General features: G+C 56.7%; 18 protein-coding genes and 1 pseudogene. 4 read left to right on the forward strand and 15 right to left on the reverse strand.

Annotation, left to right across the window (positions count from 1 at the left end):
• Positions 1 to 125 precede the first annotated feature (125 nt).
• Together urtB and urtA are read right to left on the reverse strand one after the other, a co-directional pair.
• On the reverse strand, positions 126 to 1697 hold the full coding sequence (gene urtB / locus M1D78_RS02805; RefSeq protein WP_437422089.1) for an urea ABC transporter permease subunit UrtB: 1572 nt from the start codon (positions 1695 to 1697) through the stop codon (positions 126 to 128).
• Positions 1698 to 1855: 158 nt separating this feature from the next.
• Positions 1856 to 3124, reverse strand: a complete 1269-nt coding sequence (gene urtA, locus M1D78_RS02810; RefSeq protein WP_437422088.1) for an urea ABC transporter substrate-binding protein — start codon at positions 3122 to 3124, stop codon at positions 1856 to 1858.
• 315 nt (positions 3125 to 3439) lie between these two features.
• Between urtA and M1D78_RS02815 the strand changes: the two genes are divergently transcribed.
• Positions 3440 to 4066 (forward strand): pseudouridine synthase, encoded by a 627-nt coding sequence (locus M1D78_RS02815; RefSeq protein WP_437422087.1) that lies wholly within the window; start codon positions 3440 to 3442, stop codon positions 4064 to 4066.
• A gap of 15 nt (positions 4067 to 4081) precedes the next feature.
• On the opposite strand, the gene M1D78_RS02820 is transcribed toward M1D78_RS02815, so the two are convergent.
• From M1D78_RS02820 to M1D78_RS02840, 5 genes are all read right to left on the reverse strand, one after another.
• Entirely contained in the window at positions 4082 to 4300 is a 219-nt protein-coding gene (locus M1D78_RS02820) for a DUF2788 domain-containing protein (RefSeq protein WP_437422086.1), read from the reverse strand.
• 170 nt (positions 4301 to 4470) lie between these two features.
• Positions 4471 to 4863, reverse strand: a complete 393-nt coding sequence (locus M1D78_RS02825; RefSeq protein ID WP_437422085.1) for a globin — start codon at positions 4861 to 4863, stop codon at positions 4471 to 4473.
• A 120-nt stretch (positions 4864 to 4983) separates the two neighbouring features.
• A complete protein-coding gene (locus M1D78_RS02830; protein ID WP_437422084.1) occupies positions 4984 to 5463 on the reverse strand; it encodes an Lrp/AsnC family transcriptional regulator in 480 nt (159 codons plus the stop codon).
• A 418-nt stretch (positions 5464 to 5881) separates the two neighbouring features.
• On the reverse strand, positions 5882 to 6799 hold the full coding sequence (locus M1D78_RS02835; protein WP_437422083.1) for a cation diffusion facilitator family transporter: 918 nt from the start codon (positions 6797 to 6799) through the stop codon (positions 5882 to 5884).
• Positions 6799 to 7215 carry a polyribonucleotide nucleotidyltransferase gene (locus M1D78_RS02840; protein WP_437422082.1) on the reverse strand — a complete coding sequence of 139 codons (417 nt, stop codon included), beginning with the start codon at positions 7213 to 7215 and terminating at the stop codon, positions 6799 to 6801. Before M1D78_RS02840 ends, M1D78_RS02835 begins: the two co-directional genes overlap by 1 nt.
• 397 nt (positions 7216 to 7612) lie before the next feature.
• On the opposite strand from M1D78_RS02840, the gene M1D78_RS02845 reads away from it, so the two are divergent.
• Positions 7613 to 7921 (forward strand): hypothetical protein, encoded by a 309-nt coding sequence (locus M1D78_RS02845; RefSeq protein ID WP_437422081.1) that lies wholly within the window; start codon positions 7613 to 7615, stop codon positions 7919 to 7921.
• 150 nt (positions 7922 to 8071) lie between these two features.
• Positions 8072 to 8452 (forward strand): annotated as a pseudogene (locus M1D78_RS02850) (DEAD/DEAH box helicase); the annotation flags it as partial.
• 922 nt (positions 8453 to 9374) lie between these two features.
• Here M1D78_RS02850 and M1D78_RS02855 read toward each other — a convergent pair.
• The 5 genes from M1D78_RS02855 to M1D78_RS02875 form a co-directional block, all read right to left on the reverse strand.
• Complete coding sequence (locus tag M1D78_RS02855; RefSeq protein WP_437422079.1) at positions 9375 to 9833, reverse strand: DUF6957 family protein; 459 nt, start codon at positions 9831 to 9833, stop codon at positions 9375 to 9377.
• 818 nt (positions 9834 to 10651) lie between these two features.
• Entirely contained in the window at positions 10652 to 10972 is a 321-nt protein-coding gene (locus M1D78_RS02860) for a BPSL0761 family protein (RefSeq protein WP_457933386.1), read from the reverse strand.
• Positions 10973 to 11177: 205 nt separating this feature from the next.
• The gene (locus M1D78_RS02865; RefSeq protein WP_437422077.1) at positions 11178 to 11915 is read right to left on the reverse strand and encodes a metallophosphoesterase; all 738 of its coding nucleotides are present in this window, start codon (positions 11913 to 11915) and stop codon (positions 11178 to 11180) included.
• Between the two features lie 399 nt (positions 11916 to 12314).
• Complete coding sequence (locus M1D78_RS02870) at positions 12315 to 12713, reverse strand: DUF6957 family protein (RefSeq protein ID WP_437422076.1); 399 nt, start codon at positions 12711 to 12713, stop codon at positions 12315 to 12317.
• Positions 12714 to 12848: 135 nt separating this feature from the next.
• Positions 12849 to 13307, reverse strand: a complete 459-nt coding sequence (locus tag M1D78_RS02875) for a hypothetical protein (protein ID WP_437422075.1) — start codon at positions 13305 to 13307, stop codon at positions 12849 to 12851.
• 406 nt (positions 13308 to 13713) lie between these two features.
• On the opposite strand from M1D78_RS02875, the gene M1D78_RS02880 reads away from it, so the two are divergent.
• Entirely contained in the window at positions 13714 to 14142 is a 429-nt protein-coding gene (locus M1D78_RS02880) for a helix-turn-helix domain-containing protein (RefSeq protein ID WP_457933572.1), read from the forward strand.
• 167 nt (positions 14143 to 14309) lie between these two features.
• Here the strand turns inward: M1D78_RS02880 and M1D78_RS02885 are convergent, their stop codons facing one another.
• Genes M1D78_RS02885 through M1D78_RS02895 form a run of 3 tightly spaced genes read right to left on the reverse strand, consistent with a single transcriptional unit; the run spans position 14310 to position 18053 of the window.
• Positions 14310 to 15449: an acyl-CoA dehydrogenase family protein gene (locus M1D78_RS02885; RefSeq protein WP_437422073.1), complete on the reverse strand. Its 1140-nt coding sequence runs from the start codon at positions 15447 to 15449 to the stop codon at positions 14310 to 14312.
• A gap of 25 nt (positions 15450 to 15474) precedes the next feature.
• Positions 15475 to 16746, reverse strand: a complete 1272-nt coding sequence (locus M1D78_RS02890; RefSeq protein WP_437422072.1) for an OprD family porin — start codon at positions 16744 to 16746, stop codon at positions 15475 to 15477.
• Between the two features lie 59 nt (positions 16747 to 16805).
• A complete protein-coding gene (locus M1D78_RS02895) occupies positions 16806 to 18053 on the reverse strand; it encodes an MFS transporter (RefSeq protein WP_437422071.1) in 1248 nt (415 codons plus the stop codon).
• Positions 18054 to 18195 lie beyond the last annotated feature (142 nt).

Raw genomic sequence — 18195 nt, forward strand, 5'->3', positions numbered from 1 at the left:
GATTCGTGGGCTGCCCCGTAGGAGCCAGCTTGCTGGCGACCCTGCGAGGTCGCTGGATTGCAGCCTGACCGCGAGCGAGCACCGGGCGTCTCTAATCGTTCCTACACGGGAGGCGAAATAGGTCTTCAATCGATCACCCTCCCTTTCAGCGCAAACAGCCCCTGCGGACGCTTCTGGATGAACAGGATGATCAGCGCAAGGATGAGGATCTTGCCCAGCACGGCGCCGATCTGCGGTTCGAGAATCTTGTTGGCGATGCCGAGGCCGAAGGCGGCGAAGATGCTGCCAGCCAGCTGACCGACACCGCCGAGCACGACAACCAGGAAGGAGTCGATGATGTAGCTCTGGCCTAGGTCCGGGCCGACGTTGCCGATCTGGCTCAGGGCGACGCCGCCGAGGCCGGCGATGCCGGAACCCAGGCCGAAGGCCATCATGTCGACACGGCCGGTTGCGACGCCGCAGCAAGCTGCCATGTTGCGGTTCTGCGTAACCGCGCGGACGTTCAAACCCAGGCGCGTCTTGTTCAGCAGGAGCCAGGTCAGCAGCACCACGAAAAGCGCGAAGCCGATGATGATCATGCGGTTGTAGGGCAGTACCAGGTTCGGCAACACCTGCAGGCCGCCGGACAGCCAGCCGGGGTTGGCGACTTCGACGTTCTGCGCGCCGAACAAGACGCGCACGAGCTGTATCAGGATCAGGCTGATGCCCCAGGTCGCCAGCAGGGTTTCCAGCGGGCGGCCGTAAAGGTGGCGGATCACCGTGCGCTCCAGCGCCATGCCGATCGCCGCCGTCACGACAAAGGCTACCGGCAGCGCCACGAGCGGATACAGGGCGAGGGCGTCGGGCGCGAGGCGCGCCATTAGCACCTGCACCATGTAGGTGGTGTAGGCGCCGAGCATCAGCATTTCGCCGTGCGCCATGTTGATCACGCCGAGCAGGCCGAAGGTGATCGCCAGACCGAGGGCGGCCAGCAACAGGATCGAACCCAGCGACAAGCCACTGAAGGCCTGGCCGAGCAGTTCGCCGATCAGCAGCTTGCGCTTGACCTGGGCGAGGCTGGTTTCCGCCGCCTTGCGTACGGTGGCGTCGGTTTCCGCCTCGTCGGCCAGCAGGTTTTCCAGCCTTACTCGAGCCATGGGCGCGCCGGTTTCACCGAGCAGGCGCACCGCGGCGAGGCGTACTGCCGGATCGTTCGCGGTCAGCTGCAAGTTGGCCAGCGCCAGGGTCAGCGCTTCGCTGACGGCGGCATCGTCCTCGGCGTCCAGGCGCTGCTGAAGCAGCTCGAGCTGTTCCGGTTGGCCGCTGCGCTGCAGGCGCTTGGCCGCAGCGAGGCGTTGTGCCGGGTCTTCGGCGAACAGCTGATGGCTCGCCAGTGCGGTGTTAAGCAGGCCGCGCAGGCGATTGTTCAGGCGCAGCTTCTTGGGTGTGCCAACGGGGTCGGCGGTGCCCTCCAGGGCACGGAAACTGCCGTTTTCCTCGATAAAAGGCGTCTTGTTCTGGTCGATCACCACGCGGTTTGCGCGAAGTGCTTCGATCAGGGGCAGTCGATCCGGATCTGGCGCGGCGGCCCATTGTTCGAGCAGCTTGGCCTGTTTGGCTGGGCTGGCCTTGGCGTAATCGGCTGCGTCTCCGGCGTGCGCGGCCCAGGGCAGGGCAAGCAAGAGCAGCAGCAGTAATCGATGCAGGGCAGTGTTCATTCATGCAATTCCCAGGGGTCGCCGTGTGCTCTCTTGGCGGAGCTGGCGGCGGGGGCAGGTGAATGAGAACGCCTCGACTCCGCGTCCCGATCCACCCGACGAAAGCCGGGCGGTGGTGGGTGGATGCGCTTCGTTCATCCACCGCACGACCGCAGCGGTTAGTTCGACTTCACCGCGTAATCCGGTTTCTTGTCGTTGCCGGGGATGTAGGGGCTCCACGGCTGAGCGCGGACCGGGCTTTCGGTTTCCCAGACCACGGAGAACTGGCCGTCCTCCTGGACCTCGCCGATCATCACCGGCTTGTGCAGGTGGTGATTCTTCTCGTCCATGGTGAGGGTGTAACCGCTCGGTGCCTCGAAACTCTGACCGGCCAGCGCCTCACGCACCTTGGCGACGTCGGTAGTGCCTGCCTTCTCGACGGCCTGCGCCCACATGTGGATGCCGACGTAGGTGGCTTCCATCGGATCGTTGGTCACGGCCTTGTCGGCGCCCGGCAGGCCTTTTTCCTTGGCATAGGTTTTCCATTTGCTAACAAAGGCTTCGTTGACCGGATTGTCCACCGACTGGAAGTAGTTCCACGCAGCCAGATGGCCTACCAGCGGTTTGGTGTCGATGCCGCGCAGTTCTTCTTCACCAACCGAGAACGCCACGACCGGGACGTCGGTGGCTTCCAGGCCCTGGTTGGCCAGTTCCTTGTAGAAGGGCACGTTGGAGTCGCCATTGATGGTCGACACCACAGCGGTCTTGCCGCCGGCGGAGAACTTCTTGATGTTGGCGACGATGGTCTGGTAATCGCTGTGACCGAAGGGGGTGTAGACCTCTTCGATGCTGGACTCCGGCACGCCCTTGCTGAGCAGGAAGGCGCGCAGGATCTTGTTGGTGGTGCGCGGGTAGACGTAGTCGGTGCCGAGCAGGAAGAAGCGCTCGGCGCCGCCGCCGTCTTCGCTCATCAGGTATTCAACCGCTGGGATGGCCTGCTGGTTTGGCGCCGCGCCGGTGTAGAACACGTTCGGCGACAGCTCTTCGCCTTCGTATTGCACGGGGTAGAACAGCAGACCGTCGAGTTCTTCGTAGACGGGCAGTACGGACTTGCGCGACACGCTGGTCCAGCATCCAAAGGTCACGGCGACCTTGTCCTGTGTCAGCAGCTGCCGGCCCTTTTCGGCAAACAGCGGCCAGTTCGACGCCGGGTCAACCACGACCGGCTCGAGCTGCTTGCCGAGCACGCCGCCCTTGGCGTTGATCTCGTCGATGGTCATCAGCGCCATGTCCTTGAGCGAGGTCTCGGAGATGGCCATGGTGCCGGACAGCGAATGCAGGATGCCGACCTTGATGGTTTCGGCAGCCTGCAGGGTGAACGGGAACAGGCCGCTGAGCATCAGGGCGCTGGCGGCGAGGGTGGACTTGATCAGAGGACGGCGTTTCATTGTGGGCGGCTCCTTGGCTGTCCGTGCGCAACTGTTGGGTGGGTCCTTTAGGACTGAACCCTGCATCGCAGCATCCGTGCCAATTTCATGGCGAGCCCTCTGCGCCGCCGCTTAGCGGGATTTTTTGGAATGCGCGGCGAGAGGGCGCGAGGTAGGGTGCCGTTCGATAAAAGGGCGCTCGGCTTGATGATGGCGCAGGCCCTGCACCGTTGTGGTGCCCAGGCTTGGGCCGAACAGGCGGTGCTACCTCGCCCTACCGCTTGCCGGCCACCCTACCGGGCCCTAGCATGGCGGCCTGCTCGTTTAGGCCCTGCCATGCCCCGCACCGATCGCCCTCGTCCGCCGCGCTCCGGCGTTCGCCCTCAGCCCCGCCGCGTCGCCAAGGCGCCGCCCGCCGAGCCGCGCCTTCTCCTCTTGAACAAGCCGTTCGACGTGCTTACCCAATTCGCCGACGCCGACGGGCGCGCCACGCTCAAAGATTTCGTACCGGTGCCGGGCGTTTACCCGGCCGGGCGGCTGGATCGTGATAGCGAGGGGCTGTTGCTGCTCACTAACGACGGTCGGTTGCAGGCGCGTATCGCCGATCCCAAGCACAAGCTGCCGAAAACTTACTGGGTGCAAGTAGAAGGCGAGGCCAGCGAGGCGCAACTGCAACAACTGCGTGATGGCGTCATGCTCAACGATGGGCCGACGTTGCCGGCCGAAGCGCGTCAGCTTGAGGAACCCGCCTTGTGGGAGCGCACCCCACCGGTGCGTTTTCGCAAGTCGGTGCCGACCTGCTGGCTGGAACTGATCATTCGTGAAGGCCGAAACCGGCAGGTCCGGCGCATGACCGCAGCCGTAGGGCTACCAACGTTGCGGCTGGTGCGCGTGCGGATCGGCCCCTGGAGCCTGGATGGCCTTCAGCCGGGCGAGTGGCGGGACGCGCCGGCGAGACTGTAGCCGACCAGCAGGGCGTCAGTGCGGGATGCCCTGGGTGACTTCGATGATGTAGCCGATGATCGGCTTGGCGAGAAAGGCGAACAGACACAGCCCCAGACCCAAGAAGAGGATCGCGGTGCCGAGCCGGCCAGCTCTCGACTTCTTGGCCAGATCCCAAATGATGAAGGCCATAAACGCCATCAGGCCGCCAACCAGGGCAATCATCATCCACTTTTCGAATACTTCGGGTTCCACGTAGGTCTCCAGCTGACGTCGATTTGGAGGGCACCGGCCAACCGGTGCGAGCGGCGCAGTATACGCGCGCGCCGGGCGTGCAAGTGCTCGCCAGATTGGACGGCGCCGGAACTGAAGCGTTCTGTGGCCCGCGCTGCGGGCGGCAGGTGGGGCGGGTTGTCGCAGGCCCCTCAATAGTGCGAGCGGATCACCTCGATGCCCTTGCCGAGCACGCTGCGCCAGGCCTGCCGGTCCGGCTGTGTCAGCTTGGTATCGTGCTGGTCTATGGTCTGGAGTAGCGCAGCCAGCCACAGGTCGTAGAGTTCGGGGCCGATGTCGAGCTGCGCACGGGAATGGCTCATGCCGAGTGCCTTGAGCTTGGTGTCCGGCATGCCGCGGGCGAACAGCACCAGGTTCATGATGCCGGCCCGCAACAGGCGTTTCTGCGCGGACATGTCTGTGTCCGCGAACTTGGCACGTACAGCGGCTGAGCTGGCGAGGAAGGTTGCGTAGAAGTCGTCGAAGAAGCCGTCGCTGGCACAGCAACGACCGTAGCTTTGCATGACGCGGTCGGTCTCTTTCATACGCATTCCTTTGCAAACGGGCTGAGCGGCGCGGGCCCGCAGCATAGGCGGGCCGGCGTGAGGGCGGGAATTATAGGCAGTAACCACATCAGCTGTAAGGGTTACGGCGAGAAACCCGTCTCAGCTGCGTAAGTGCCCGAGCGGCAACTCGGTGCTCGATGCCACCTGCCGCAGCACGAAGCTGGAGCGCACGCTCGATACCCCATCGATACGCGTCAGTGTGCCGAGTAGGAACGCCTGATAATGCTCCATGTCCGGCACCACGACCTTGAGCTGATAGTCGGCATCCATGCCCGTCACGAGGCTGCATTCGAGCACTTCTGGGCAATTGCCGATTACACCCTCGAAGTGCTCGAAACGGTCTGGGGTATGACGATCCATGCCAATCAGCACGTAGGCGGTGAGTGTCAGGCCGAGCTTCTTGCGATCGAGCAGCGCGACCTGGCGGGCGATGTAGCCGTCGTCTTCGAGCTGCTTGACGCGTCGGGAGCAGGGGGAGGGCGACAGGCCGATGCGCTCGGCCAAGTCTTGGTTGGAGATACGCGCGTCGCGTTGCAATTCGGCCAGAATGCGCAGGTCGTAGCGGTCAAGTTTGCTCATTTCTCTTCGCTTGCGTGAGGTTGTTGCGCAGAACTATGCACTTGCGTGAGCAGATTGCGCAACGACGTGGTATTCGAGCAATGTTCGCAATCCTCTGCCAATGTGGGGCGCGTAAGCTTTATCCAACTTCAGCCCCCGGCAGAACAGGCATGGCAAGGATCCCCGCCGTGCTTACCGAGAACCTTACCGAGGTCGACGGTCCGGGCCCCCGGCGCTCACGAGGCGCTGCGAGAAGACGCCGTCACCATCGGCCAGACGAATCGAAGAGACCACGCCCAGGCGTGGTCTTTTTCGTTTTGGGGTTTTGTTTGGTGGCTAAAAGGTGGGGCGATTTCAATTGCCGAGCTGGCTGAGGCATTGGTTTCGCCCTGCTGGGCGAAACCAGCACTGTCAGAACGCCTGCGTGCTTTCCGCCGGGTCACCCCTTCGGCCTAACCACCTCAAGCGGATCGGCATGAACCAGCACTTCGGCCCGCGGATACCTGGCATGAATCGCCGCCTCAACCTGATCACACAGTGCATGCGCTTCGATCAGCGGCAGCTCGCCAGGCAGCTCCAGGTGCATCTGCACGAACCAGCGGGTACCTGACACGCGGGTCCGCAGGTCGTGACAGCCGACCACGCCGGGCACGTCGCAGGCTAGCCGGCCCATGTCTTCGCTGATCTCCGGTGGCAGCTCGGTATCCATCAGCACCGCGCCGGCTTCGCGCACGATGCTCAGCGCGCTCCAGACGATGTACAGCGCGATGGCGATACCGAACACGGCGTCGAGGCGCTCCCAGCCGTAGCCGGCAAGCACCAGCGCCACCAGGATGCTGCTGTTGAGCAGCAGATCGGAACGGTAATGCAGCGAGTCGGCGCGGATGGCGGTCGAGCCGGTTTCACGCACCACGTGACGCTGGTAGATGAGCAGCGCCACGGTCAGCGCCAGTGACAGCAGCATCACCGCAATGCCCAGCGCAGGCGCGCCGAGCGGTTCGGGGTTCAGCATACGGTCGATGCCCTGGACGCTGACCAAGATGGCGCTGACCGAAATGAAGGCGCCCTGGCCCAGCCCGGCCAACGCTTCGGCCTTGCCGTGGCCGTAGCGATGGTCGTCATCGGCCGGGCGCAGCGAATAGTGCACCGCCAGCAGATTGAGCAGCGAGGCGGCGCCGTCGAGCAGTGAGTCGGTGAGGCCGGCAAGCAAGCTCACCGAGCCGCTCAGCCACCAGGCCAGCGCCTTGCAGCCGGCCAGGGTCAGGGCCACGCCGAGCGCCAGGCGCGTGGCCCGGCGCATCAGCCGCGCATGCTCGGCGCTGACCCCTTTGCGCCGTTCGCCTGCTGGTTGTGGCATCAGGCGGCCGGACGCGGTCCGAAGGCGGCCAGTTGCTCGACGCTGCCGTTGTGCTGAATCAGGCGCGGATCATCCAGCGGCAGGCTGCGCCCGGTTTCCGCCTCGATGATGGCCTTGAGCTTGGCCTGGTCGATGACGCCATCGGCGCCGATGGCTTCCTGAAGTTTTTCCGGAGCCATGGAGTAGCTGTCATCGGGGAGGTAGATCGCGCCGGTGGCGAAGTCGATGCCGAAGGCGATCAGGCCGGGGATCACGTAGAACAACAGGCCGATGGCGTTGGCTACGGCAATGGCTGGGTCGATCTTGCCTTCGATCTGCCCACGGCGGTCGGGGTAGAACAGCGTGCCGCAGGCGGTCAGCTGGGTGAACAGGGAGACGGCCAGCACGCCGCCGATGACACGGGAACGAGTACGCATAGGGACCTCCTGAAAAAGTGGCGCAACTATACAAGGGCTGCGTGATGTTTTCGCGATATCAGACCGCTCCGCGCGCCCCGGTGTTCACGGCTGGGGTAGGCCTGCGTTTTTACCAACACCTTACCTTTGGTTGACGGTCGGCTCGTGCCCGCCCGCGGATAATCGGCAACGCAACAATCCCGTCGTTTTCTGGAGGCGCATCATGCCCTGGTCCCTTTCGCGCGCTTGCATCGCCGCATCACTTGCTTTCGTTCTCAGTGTTCCCGCTTTCGCCGCGCCCGGACACGGCCCGGATGGCCATGACCGCCCGGGTGGTCCCGATTTTCGTCATGCTCAGCCAGGCCCGCGGCATGGCCATGGGCTGCCCTCGGGCGCCCGGGAATTATGGATCGGCAGCATGCTTTACTTCGTCGCCGCCGGGACGTACTACCTGTGGAACGCCGACCGCAACCAGTACGAGCCCGCCAGCCCGCCCCCGGTGGTGCCGGCCAGCGAGCCCGGGCGATACGATGTCATCGCTTACCCGGCCAAGGCGCAGAGCGCCGAGCAGCAGAGCCGCGACCGCTACGAGTGCCATACATGGGCCGTCAGCCAGAGTGGCTTCGATCCGGCGACTGCACAGGCCGCGCCTCCGGCGGCCACGGCCGACACCTACCGGCGCGCGCTCAGCGCCTGCCTCACCGGGCGGGGCTATAGCGTGAACTGAGCCGAGACCGTTGCGTGCAGCGGGTGCTGCGGCGCTCGGTCAGGCGGCAAAAAACAGGCTGAAGCGGCGGGTTTGCTGGCCGTACACTGCGCTTCCTTGTTTGCGGGCGTTGCGGTCATCGTCCCGACGCCGTACCTATCCCGAGTGTCCATGATTTCGCTGCCCATTGATCAAGCATTGCCGGCCTTGCGCCAAGCCCTCAACGACCGTGACGAAGCGGTGCTCGAGGCACCGCCCGGCGCGGGCAAGACGACCCGTGTTCCGTTGGCATTGCTCGACGAGCGCTGGCTGGCCGGGCAAACGATCCTGATGCTCGAACCGCGGCGCCTGGCGGCTCGCGCCGCGGCCGAACGGCTGGCCAGCGAGCTGGGCGAGGCGGTTGGCGAGACTGTCGGTTACCGCATCCGCCTGGACAGCAAGGTCGGCCCGGCTATGCGCATCGAAGTGGTCACCGAGGGCATTCTCGCTCGGCGGTTGCAGGACGACCCTGCCCTCGATGGCGTAGGGCTGGTGATCTTCGACGAGTTCCATGTTTTGCCATTTGCGCATGACTAGGGCTTCTTTTGTCAAATTGAGATATCTATCGCATTTTGCGGTTCTGCCCTCCACGTAAGAGAAGCAGTCCTCGAACAGGCTGATGGATGCTCGCATTGATAGCGGATTCGAATCCTACCCTGCCCAAGGACTACCTCAACGTCGTGCGAGCTTGGTCATCGAAGCAGCAGTATTCTTTGATGCGGGGCCCCTGGTGCCTCTGGAAAACCGATGTACTGCCTCTATCTGTGCTGGGCCTAGGGATCATCGATTATTTAGTCAAACTATGCCGTCCCAAAGCCCTCACGTTCACTCGTTCGGTGCCAGCGATATTTTCTGCTCCTTCAGCAGTAACGTTCAAACTCCTAACAGTAACCCCTAGCCGGCTGGCTATTTCTGATTCGCATAGCCCCTCTTTCTGCAATCACTCTGTTGTCTTACGAGTTGCATCGGCTCTCTGGCCTCGTAGCCCGGGCGGCTGCATTCTGTGTGGGGGAATCGTAAATCCTTCGGCAATGAGCGAAAGGCATAGCTTGGTGTTTGCCGCAAGGAGCCCTTCGACCAGTAGGCCCGCTTGGCGCGCCTCAGCGACTAAGAGTAACTGCCCACAGGAACGCTTATAGCACTACCGGGTGCAACAAGCGTGTCGATATTGATAGCAGCTTCACCATTCTCAATTTGGCATAGGTGAGAAGCGCGGATTAGCTTTAGAACGCATGGCGCGCAAGTCCTGAGCGGATCCGCGCATCTCTCAATACTCCATTGAGCGCTTTCCCAAAGCTCCTGTTCGATGCAGCCGCAAGCGGAAGTATGGAACCAACTTTTGTATGAAACAATCGACTAGGTGCACCATCATCTGCTGTGGTTAATTCGCTTCCTGAATAGCTTACGTAAAACTACACGAAAGGAAGCTATATCTCTAACTCATGTCGGTCATGCGCCGATTTACTGGGCGGATGCTGTAGACGATGTTTTCGCGCACTTTTTTGAGGCGTCCGATTCCTAGCAGCACATAAATAGTGCTTCTAGTTTCGAAAAAGCCATCGTTTTCATACTTTTGCTCTAGCGAGCTTCTCACCCAACAGCCCGGTTGAAAACGGCCAGCTGAGTCTTCGACCACCTCATTAGCATGGATAAGCCGAGCCTTGAAACCATCAGTCTCAACCTGCCGACACGCTTCATCTGAGATGTCTAGCTCGACTAGAGTCCAATTTTTTACCAGGCAGTACTGCTTACAGGGATTGCGCCGGTGTAGCTCTTGAAGAATTTCGCCTCGACTCAAGTCGGTGCCGTTTATGGCAGGGGCCTTTCCATATAGAAAATCTGTAATTTCGCGTGCTTTTTGATTTTTGAGAATGTCTAACAATTGAGATTTCATGAGCGTTCTCGGCGTGATCTACTCTGTTATAAGCCTTGAGATCAACATCTGATCTTGGTCGCCCAGCTTATGGCTGCGCGACATCTAATGAAGCTTTCTGGACGCCAAGAAAATCCTCGTCTTCATGAGGCGTTGAAGCGTCATTAGCGATGGCCTTCCGACGTGCCGCTTGAAGGTAGCCACAACGTAAAGGGAGTTAACGGTCTTTATGAGCCAGCGGCCATCAATCTGGCGGAGTTCTACGATGTCTGATGTTCGTATGAGATGGCCGTCATTAAAGCGACCCGTAGCATCGCTACGGACGTCCCGATAAACAATCCCGACGGCAGCGTTTGCAATGACGTACGCGTTTACGAGAAACCCCGTTACGGGAACTGAATAGGTGACCTTTAGTGCTTGAGCAAGCTGTTGCTTTGCATAAGGCGAAATTGATCGGCTGGTCTCTGGAATCAGAATGGAGTTCAACATAAGGCACTGTGTCAGTTTAGTTTTATGTAATACACAGAGTGCTGTTTCTCCAACTCAAGATTTCAGCGCATCCGTGAAAGGGCGTGGTAGTTCTTTGTTTCCTGCGTTACGTAGATATATAACAACTCATCATGGGCTGACTTTGGTGTGTCATTAGGTGAATGGTTCCAAGCGCACTCCGCACTGTGCCGTTCATCTTGGCCGCAGAAAATCTCTGGGCTTCTGTAAGCACCGTCAGCGCTTGGCCTACTGAAGTGCCGCTGGAATATCCACAACACAAAAACCTATGCGCTGTTCGAACCGCGTTAGGTCTGGCTTTATTAGTGAATCATTAAAGTTTAGTTTGTAAACTATCCCGCAAAATTGACGGTGGAGCTGAATAGCCGCTGACTGCGCGCCGTAATTAGCCGCAGGGATTCACAATCCAGCGCATCGCATTGTAAGAGCTCTTCGAGGCGACCTATCGCAAGAATCTGAGATGCCGACGGGTAGTGCCTGAGAATGTGATGTGCATAGCTACGGATGTCTCGAGGTAATGCAATATCAAAGGCGAGCTGTCGGAGGAACGCCTCACATTCGATTACAGCGCGGGTTCTCTCGTGAGGAAGGGTCATAAATTGCTTCTCCTGCTCCCTGGGTTGAATTTGAATGTCTGAAGGCCTAGTCAGCATTCAGCCCTAACTCGTCGCCGCTTCCCCGCTAAGCGGCTCGACTAGCGCCCTACACCCCAGTGGATGCGAGCCCAAGACGCCGTATACGCTAAGGTGGAATCGACTAACTTAAGCGACCGCCAACGCAGTTACAGACGGTTAGGCGCTAGTTGATGCTTGTAAGGTTTAGCAAGCTAGATGCACGCATCTCGTTTACGCTCCATCGCTAAATTTCGAGCACTAGTGCGGGATCGAACCCAGTTTTCTCGCCCGGATAGCCTCTCGGGTTGCACACTACCCGCGTACCCGCTATTTCATAGTCAATCGCCGTGTGTGAATGCCCGTGCACCCAAAGCATCACCTGGTTAATCCCCATAAGGTCTTCCCAACTGTTTGCATATGCGGCGTCCAGATGGCTACCTGCATGAGGGCTGTCCACTAGGGATCTCATGGTCGGAGCATGATGGGTGATAACCACCGTAGGCCCATCATGATGTTCATCTAGCTTAATGCGCAGCCAATCGCGAGTTTTGGTCGCTTGATTTACCAAGTCAGCCGGCCTAATCCGCCGATAGTTTCCTGTGCGAATTTTTCGGTAATCGTTCATGTTGTTTTGAGCGGTCAGTGACGCCAATACCGGGTTTCCGGTAGCTGAGAAGTCCGTCCACATGGTCGCACCGAGGAACCGGACGCCATCGATGATTACTTCGTCCCGATCCATTACCCATACACGATCATCCCGCCGCAAGCGCATCTTTTCGAGGGTGTAAGCTAGATGGCCGCCGTAGAACTCATGATTACCGGGAACATACAAGATAGGCGCTGAAAATGCCTGCCGAGCCCATTCGACACCTCGCAACCTGACGTCGATATCGCCCGCCAGGATGACTACATCGACATCGCTCACCTGCGGTACGAACTGTTCGAACTCATTGTGCAAATCGGACAGCAGATGGATTCGCATCGTCACGATCCTAACGTTGGCGGTGGGCTACGACTTACCGAATTTCCATCTCGGGTGACGCGGCCAAAGTTTTGGTCATCACTCGGTTGGTCTTCATCGAACATTGTGTTGATACGCCGCTGATGGCGTAAATATAACAGTGCTGCGGTAAAACAGGCCTTACATAGGTATAATTCGTAATGCACTTCGCTATCAGATGAACCGCAGCCCAAAGGGGCGTGCAAAACCCCGAACTGTGGCCGGTAGCCCGCAGTATCGTTAGCGTCGCCACACACCGCACATATAACCCCAGCGTTTCGATCAAGTGGCTTGTTCATCGCTCTTTTCTTGTCCTACGGAATGAAAAAGTTTCGGTAGTGGGCTTATGCGATGCGCGGAGTCCACGCTAGCGCTCTTTCGTTAATAGATGCTAGCGACAGTGCTGGGCTCAGCGCGCTCGCGCTTACCGTGACCAAGCAATACGTAAACAGTATTCTGCGTCTGAAAAAATCCCCCCTCGGTAAAGCGTAGAAGCGGTGTGCTGCGCACCCAATCGCCTTTGTTAAATCTGCCCAGACTGTCAAACACGACCTCATGGGCGTAAAGCATAACGGGCTGTCGCTGCGCCTTTTTGAGCTCTTCGCGAGCAGCGTCAGATATATCCAGATCGATCCAGATCCAGTGCCGTACAAGACAGTAAGACAGACCGGGAAAGAGTTCGCGAACCCTCGCGATAATTTCCACTTCGGTTGCTTCGTGACCGAGCATAGGTGCGCCCGGCCCGTACAATAGGGCGTGTACCGTGTTTAGTTGATCCATATAGATGCTCTTCGGTGCCATACAAGTTCAGCGTGCGGCTACTTTTTTGATTTGGCTCAGCCGCGACTTAGCTAAAGGCTTCAGAGGTCGTTGCGCGCCTAAGTCTCTGGAAACTGCGCAGGTTGGATTATTGCGTTAGCATTCTGGATGCTCTACTTTTTCTTCCGTCCGTTTATAAAGCAACCTCCGAGAGCGCAGACCTTTGACAGCCGACGTTTTCAGCGTAGGGCAGAAATATACGCTGCCAGATATTGTTGTATATATTTCTACTGTCTCGCCGTACGCCGTCTTTGCCAACTCCAGCTTGGCAAGTGACTCCATTAGCCATCTGCCCTGTTTATTAATCATTCCTGGAGTCATTGCTTGCAGGTCGACAACTCTCACTCCTTCCTTTTGTTGGCTAAGGATCTGCTCCACTAGTAAGAAGTCGTCAGGCATGAACGACCTCTCACGAACGTCGCCCTCTGCGCAGTATTGAATCGTAACGTGGAACCAGGGCGTGCCTGCATCGCGTTCAACCATTTTCCAATAATAATCGCTGCTGCTGAAAACACGCATCAGCCCTATTTCCATGGTTTCGTTTGTCTTGAACATTGTTAAGCCTAGTCTTCATCGCTAGGGCACGTTAAGGCGGCAAGCAGGCCACAGCGCCCACCCGTAGCCCGGGTACTTGAACGCACAAGAGGGCAAGCCTGGTGAAGAGATGCCAACTTCGAGTGCGACGATTGGTTCAGCGCGTAGGGCCCTTTAGTACTTGTTGGGCAAGCAAGACCCTAAGCGCTAAGCGCATCGGGCGTTTTCGGAAGTTACGCTTCGCTGGGCAATGCGCCGTGCCCGAATTATCTCTATATTGACAAGCGCTCAGATTAGCGAAGCGTGAGTATCGTAAGCGATAAAGACGTGGCGGGTCAAATGTGGCCTTATCCTTGCTTTTGCGGCGAATTCAGTGACTGGAAGCCAAAAAATTGGGCTTGATACGTTTAGCGTGACGTTGGGAGAGGTGGTTCGGGACTTGCGCTTGAGGGCTGGGCTATCCGGCGACGCGTTTTCTAGCGCTTTGAGTAGAGCTAACCTTCACCGGTTGGAAAGCGGGCAAGCGCAGGTTCGTCTCTACACGCTGGTACAGTTGTGCGAGGTTCTCGGCTTGTCGCCAAGTAATGTTTTGCTGATAGTGGAAGCACGGATCGCCGGCCGATCCGTCGCAGAGCATTCCACTACAAGCGCGGCAGCACTCAGCTCAGCGATCCAGGACGGGCGACTAGAGCCGATGAATGCCGGTGATGTTGGTCGGGGCATCAAAGGTATGCAGGCTGATCAGACGAGGCGGGCCGTACAAGACGCTCAGGCGAGAGGGGACAGAAAGGCGGATGTATCCCGTAAGCTCGGATTATCCAGTCGAACTGTTGATCGATATTGGAAAAAAACATGAGTTCCCCGCATAGCCGGAAGCATGACCCTCAAGACCCGCTACAACACGGATAACCTCTGCCCCAAAATCCTAGCACCATAGCGCAGAATCGGGCGGGCCCTATCCCGGCAAACTCCACGGCTTTAATCCCTAAAGATCGCCCATAGTATCTCCGATTCCGCAGATGATCACCCTAAAACAGATCGAGCTATTATCTCCTTCATTATTTCCGAGCTGCCAGCGAATATCCTCGATACACGTGCATCTAAGAAGCGCTGGCAAATTTCGTATTCTTGCATGTAACCTGCGCCGCCATGAAGTTGTACTCCAACGTCCATGACCCGCGACTCCAATTCGCTAGTAAAGAGCTTTGCCTTAGCAGCAGAAGCAGGGCTGAGCTCACCATCATTGAGGCGAGTTACGCAATCATCTACGTAAACCCGAGCAATCTCGAGTTCTGCCGCTAGGTCGGCTAGGGTAAACCGGGTGTTCTGAAAATCGGCAATCTTCCTGCCAAAAGCCTGCCGCTCGGAAACGTAATCTCTGGTTATATCGAAACCACACTGAGCATTTGCTAGCGAACCGACGGCAGATATTAGGCGTTCTTCAACCAGCGATATTTTCAAATAAGCCAAACCAAGCGATGCGTCGCCGAGAACGTTCGCATTAGGCACTCGAACATCGTGAAAGAATAGCTCGGCGGTATCCTGAGCGTGCAAACCCATTTTTTTTAGCTTGGTTCCACGTTCGAAACCAAGCATGCCACGTTCGACCAAAAATAGACCAATCTCGCGTGAATTAGATGGATTTGTTTTTGCGGCAACAATTACTAGGTCAGCGTTGATCCCATTAGATATATATGTTTTAGCGCCGTTTAGTACCCAATGATCGCTTTGCTCCACTGCGCGAGTTTTCATACCAGCAAGGTCGCTGCCGGCATCTGGTTCTGTCATTGCAATTGCTAAGATGGTTTCACCTGCAGCGCATTTCGGTAGGAACCGCTCTTGCTGGTCTTGACTGCCGAAATAAATAATATAGGGGGCAGCTAATCGACTGTGCAGAGTATGGTAGAAGCCCACTTCCCCAAATCGATAATCTTCTTCAATCATAATTTGCTGATAGCGGAAGTCTTTAAGACCAAGACCTCCGTATATCTCTGGTGCCCAAATTAGAAGAAGACCAAGATCGCCCATTTTTTTGAACATCTCACGAGGCACGATTCCGCTCTGGCGCCACGCAGCCCGGTTTGGTAGTACTTCCTTCTGTAGAAAGGATCGATAATTTTCTCGGAAGAGTTGATGTTCAAATAGTCGGTCTGCGGGGCGCATCAGTGACTCCAGGTCGGTTTGGTGACTACCAAAGCTTCAATGTGTAAAAAATATTCACCCGCAGATCGTTGTTGTCGCGGAAAGTCGCTGCTTGGGTAAAGTTATTTCTATACCAGGCATGACGCACCTTGACGCCCAGTCCTTTAAGTGGGCCGGATTGAACGGCATAGGCAACTTGTACCTGACTCTCACGTTCGTACAAATCGCTACCGCCCATGCGCTGGGGAAGCTCAATGTTATTGCCACGCAAATGCCAGACCATTGCTGTCAAACCAGGGATTCCTTGCGCTGCGAAGTCGTAGTCCCAACGTACCTGCCAGGTTTGTTCTTTCGCGTTTAAGAAATCGGTGGCAATTGCACCTTCAACCGTTGGGGAAGGCTCGCTACCGCTTATGTATGGTTGAGCGGTGTCTCCGTAGAGCCCCATGTAGCCAGTGCTAAACATATGGCCACCTAAGCTGTACCTAAAAACCACTCCGTAATTATCATTGTCGACCTTTCCGCCCCGTGCCGCTCCATCCTCACTTGACCTTACCCAGCGGAAGTCAGTCTTCAAATTTCCAGGGCCAACGGGAGTTTGGTGTACAAGCCAAACATAGTCTTGCTGATAGATGTCATTTAATGTTGCGTGGTAATAGCTCGCGGTAAACTCAGGCGTTACCTTGTATTTAGCACCGGCATAGGACAATGCGCTTGAAGACGCAGTGTTAAATCGGCCGTTTACGCTTGTGACTAATAGCTCATCATAATTTGTTGAGTTGCGGTATCTGATTTTATCCAGATACCCACCCATTAATGATAGATTTTGGATGTCGTCAGATTGAATCGTTGCGCCTTGAAATGTTTGAGGAAGAAGTCGGCCTGGACTCGAATATGCGATAGGCGTATTCAGTACCATACGACCAGCGTTAATCTTGGTTTCTTTATATCGCACTTTGGCGCTGCCGCCTAAGATGCTGAATGCGTCTTCAGAGCGTCCTTCTGAGTTGACTGGTATTAACTGTGTGCCGGCTCGATCGGGAGAAGAGTCCAGCTTTATCCCGTTCATACTGTGTAGGTCGATCCCAAATCCTATAGGCCCTTCTGTATAGCCAGACTTAAAATCAAGCGTAATGCCCTGCGCCCACTCCCTTAATTCGCTTTTGAGCGCGGCGTTCTCGCTGTCTTTGTAGTCTCGATCCATGTAGTAGTTGTGAAGCAGCACAGTGGCCGAGCTGTCAGTAATAAAGTCGCTAGCGGCCTCTGCTCCCATTGATAGAGGTAAGGATAAAAGGGTAATTTTTGTAATGAGTTTCATTATTTGCGCTCTAATGTTATTTTTATTGGATTAGATTTAACTATTCAGACGATAAACGTTTAGTCTTTTTGACTATTCATCATCACGCCAAACGTGTTACGAGCTAGAGCGAAGCCAATAATCGCTAAGGGGCCGATAACGACCGCCATTGTGGCAAGGGCATCAGCAATTGCCGTCTGGCCTTCGAACACGTTGTCAGCTAAGTAGCCGCTCAAGAAAGGGCCCACGGTATAGCCAAACAAGTTGATAACAAGGAGGTTCGTCGCGACGGTTCTTGCTCGTAGTTTTGATGGGCTGATCATCTGCATACTTAGGCATGTAAGTACTGAGATGCTAGGTAGGAACATCATGCAGACAGCGAAAGCAGCTACTAACATCCAGTAGGAGTCAGACAGAAGTCCGGCAACAATACAAACTACGGGCAGCGCAACCGAAACAAGAAGTATGAGAATGATTGCGTCAGCTCTTCCATTTTTTTGTAGTTTGTTTGCAATCCAAGGAAGGCTCAATGTCCCGATGATTGAGGCTGGTAGTCCTATCGTCCCAAATATGTAGCTCGCATGTGAGGCGCTCAGCTCGTGAAGCCTAATAAGAAGAGTTGGGCCCCAGGAGATTATTCCGAGAGTGAGAGAAGAGATTAGGCCTGTACTGATATAAAATGGTATAAAAGTGGCTTGATTCTTTTTAAGGAAAGAGTATAGCGAAGCCGATGACGGCTCGTTTTGATCTGCTAGGTTCGCAGTGACTCGCGGAGGCTCTTTTACCGTAAGCACAAACAGGAGGGCCATAACGAATCCCGGGAGGCTTACTGCTAAGAGTGTAAAACGCCAAGGCTCCATGCCTGGTAACAGCTGCTGACCCCCTGCATATTGATAAACGGCTCCTCCAATAAGGAAGGCTCCGGTTGCCATCAAGTTTCCGCTAGCCATATAAACGCTTGTAGGAGTAGCCCGTTCCTTTCGTGCGAACATATCCCCTATAAGCGACATTGCCGCAGGAGTGAGAACAGCCTCACCGATTGCAACTCCCGCTCGACATATTAACAATGTCGTGAAATCAATCGTGAATGCAGATGCGGCTGTCATTAGCGACCAAACAAAAACTCCAAGGAATACTATTTTGGTGCGGTTTCCCCTATCAATAAGATACGCAATGGGCACGCCTGCTACTGAATATAAGATTGCGAAACCTGCTCCCAAGAGCAAACCCATTTCGGTATTGCTCAATCCTAAAGACTGAGTTACAGGCTGTGCAACTGCGGAAAGAATGAAACGATCCACCATTGAGATGGCATAGAAGATAATCATGCAACCCACGGCGTACCAACGCCAAGAATGCGCTTTGCTAACTGGGTACTCGAGTGATGCGCTGTGTTCGTTCATAATGCACCTCTTGTTATTTTTTTAGGCTCAAAGCATCTGTCTGTTTGAAACAGTGGTCAGTGAGTGA

The sequence above is a fragment of the Pseudomonas sp. SA195 genome (assembly GCF_054131565.1).

What these genes read in the sequence shown, in the direction of transcription:
- M1D78_RS02835 (WP_437422083.1), bottom strand. Translation starts at nt 6,799, where the DNA reads ATGCCACAACCAGCAGGCGAACGGCGCAAAGGGGTCAGCGCCGAGCAT.
- M1D78_RS02825 (WP_437422085.1), bottom strand. Translation starts at nt 4,863, where the DNA reads ATGAAAGAGACCGACCGCGTCATGCAAAGCTACGGTCGTTGCTGTGCC.
- M1D78_RS02845 (WP_437422081.1), top strand. Translation starts at nt 7,613, where the DNA reads ATGCTTTACTTCGTCGCCGCCGGGACGTACTACCTGTGGAACGCCGAC.
- urtA (WP_437422088.1), bottom strand. Translation starts at nt 3,124, where the DNA reads ATGAAACGCCGTCCTCTGATCAAGTCCACCCTCGCCGCCAGCGCCCTG.
- M1D78_RS02840 (WP_437422082.1), bottom strand. Translation starts at nt 7,215, where the DNA reads ATGCGTACTCGTTCCCGTGTCATCGGCGGCGTGCTGGCCGTCTCCCTG.
- M1D78_RS02875 (WP_437422075.1), bottom strand. Translation starts at nt 13,307, where the DNA reads ATGTTCAAGACAAACGAAACCATGGAAATAGGGCTGATGCGTGTTTTC.
- M1D78_RS02815 (WP_437422087.1), top strand. Translation starts at nt 3,440, where the DNA reads ATGCCCCGCACCGATCGCCCTCGTCCGCCGCGCTCCGGCGTTCGCCCT.
- M1D78_RS02870 (WP_437422076.1), bottom strand. Translation starts at nt 12,713, where the DNA reads ATGGATCAACTAAACACGGTACACGCCCTATTGTACGGGCCGGGCGCA.
- M1D78_RS02855 (WP_437422079.1), bottom strand. Translation starts at nt 9,833, where the DNA reads ATGAAATCTCAATTGTTAGACATTCTCAAAAATCAAAAAGCACGCGAA.
- M1D78_RS02890 (WP_437422072.1), bottom strand. Translation starts at nt 16,746, where the DNA reads ATGAAACTCATTACAAAAATTACCCTTTTATCCTTACCTCTATCAATG.
- M1D78_RS02830 (WP_437422084.1), bottom strand. Translation starts at nt 5,463, where the DNA reads ATGAGCAAACTTGACCGCTACGACCTGCGCATTCTGGCCGAATTGCAA.
- M1D78_RS02885 (WP_437422073.1), bottom strand. Translation starts at nt 15,449, where the DNA reads ATGCGCCCCGCAGACCGACTATTTGAACATCAACTCTTCCGAGAAAAT.
- urtB (WP_437422089.1), bottom strand. Translation starts at nt 1,697, where the DNA reads ATGAACACTGCCCTGCATCGATTACTGCTGCTGCTCTTGCTTGCCCTG.
- M1D78_RS02860 (WP_457933386.1), bottom strand. Translation starts at nt 10,972, where the DNA reads ATGCTGACTAGGCCTTCAGACATTCAAATTCAACCCAGGGAGCAGGAG.
- M1D78_RS02895 (WP_437422071.1), bottom strand. Translation starts at nt 18,053, where the DNA reads ATGATTATCTTCTATGCCATCTCAATGGTGGATCGTTTCATTCTTTCC.
- M1D78_RS02865 (WP_437422077.1), bottom strand. Translation starts at nt 11,915, where the DNA reads ATGCGAATCCATCTGCTGTCCGATTTGCACAATGAGTTCGAACAGTTC.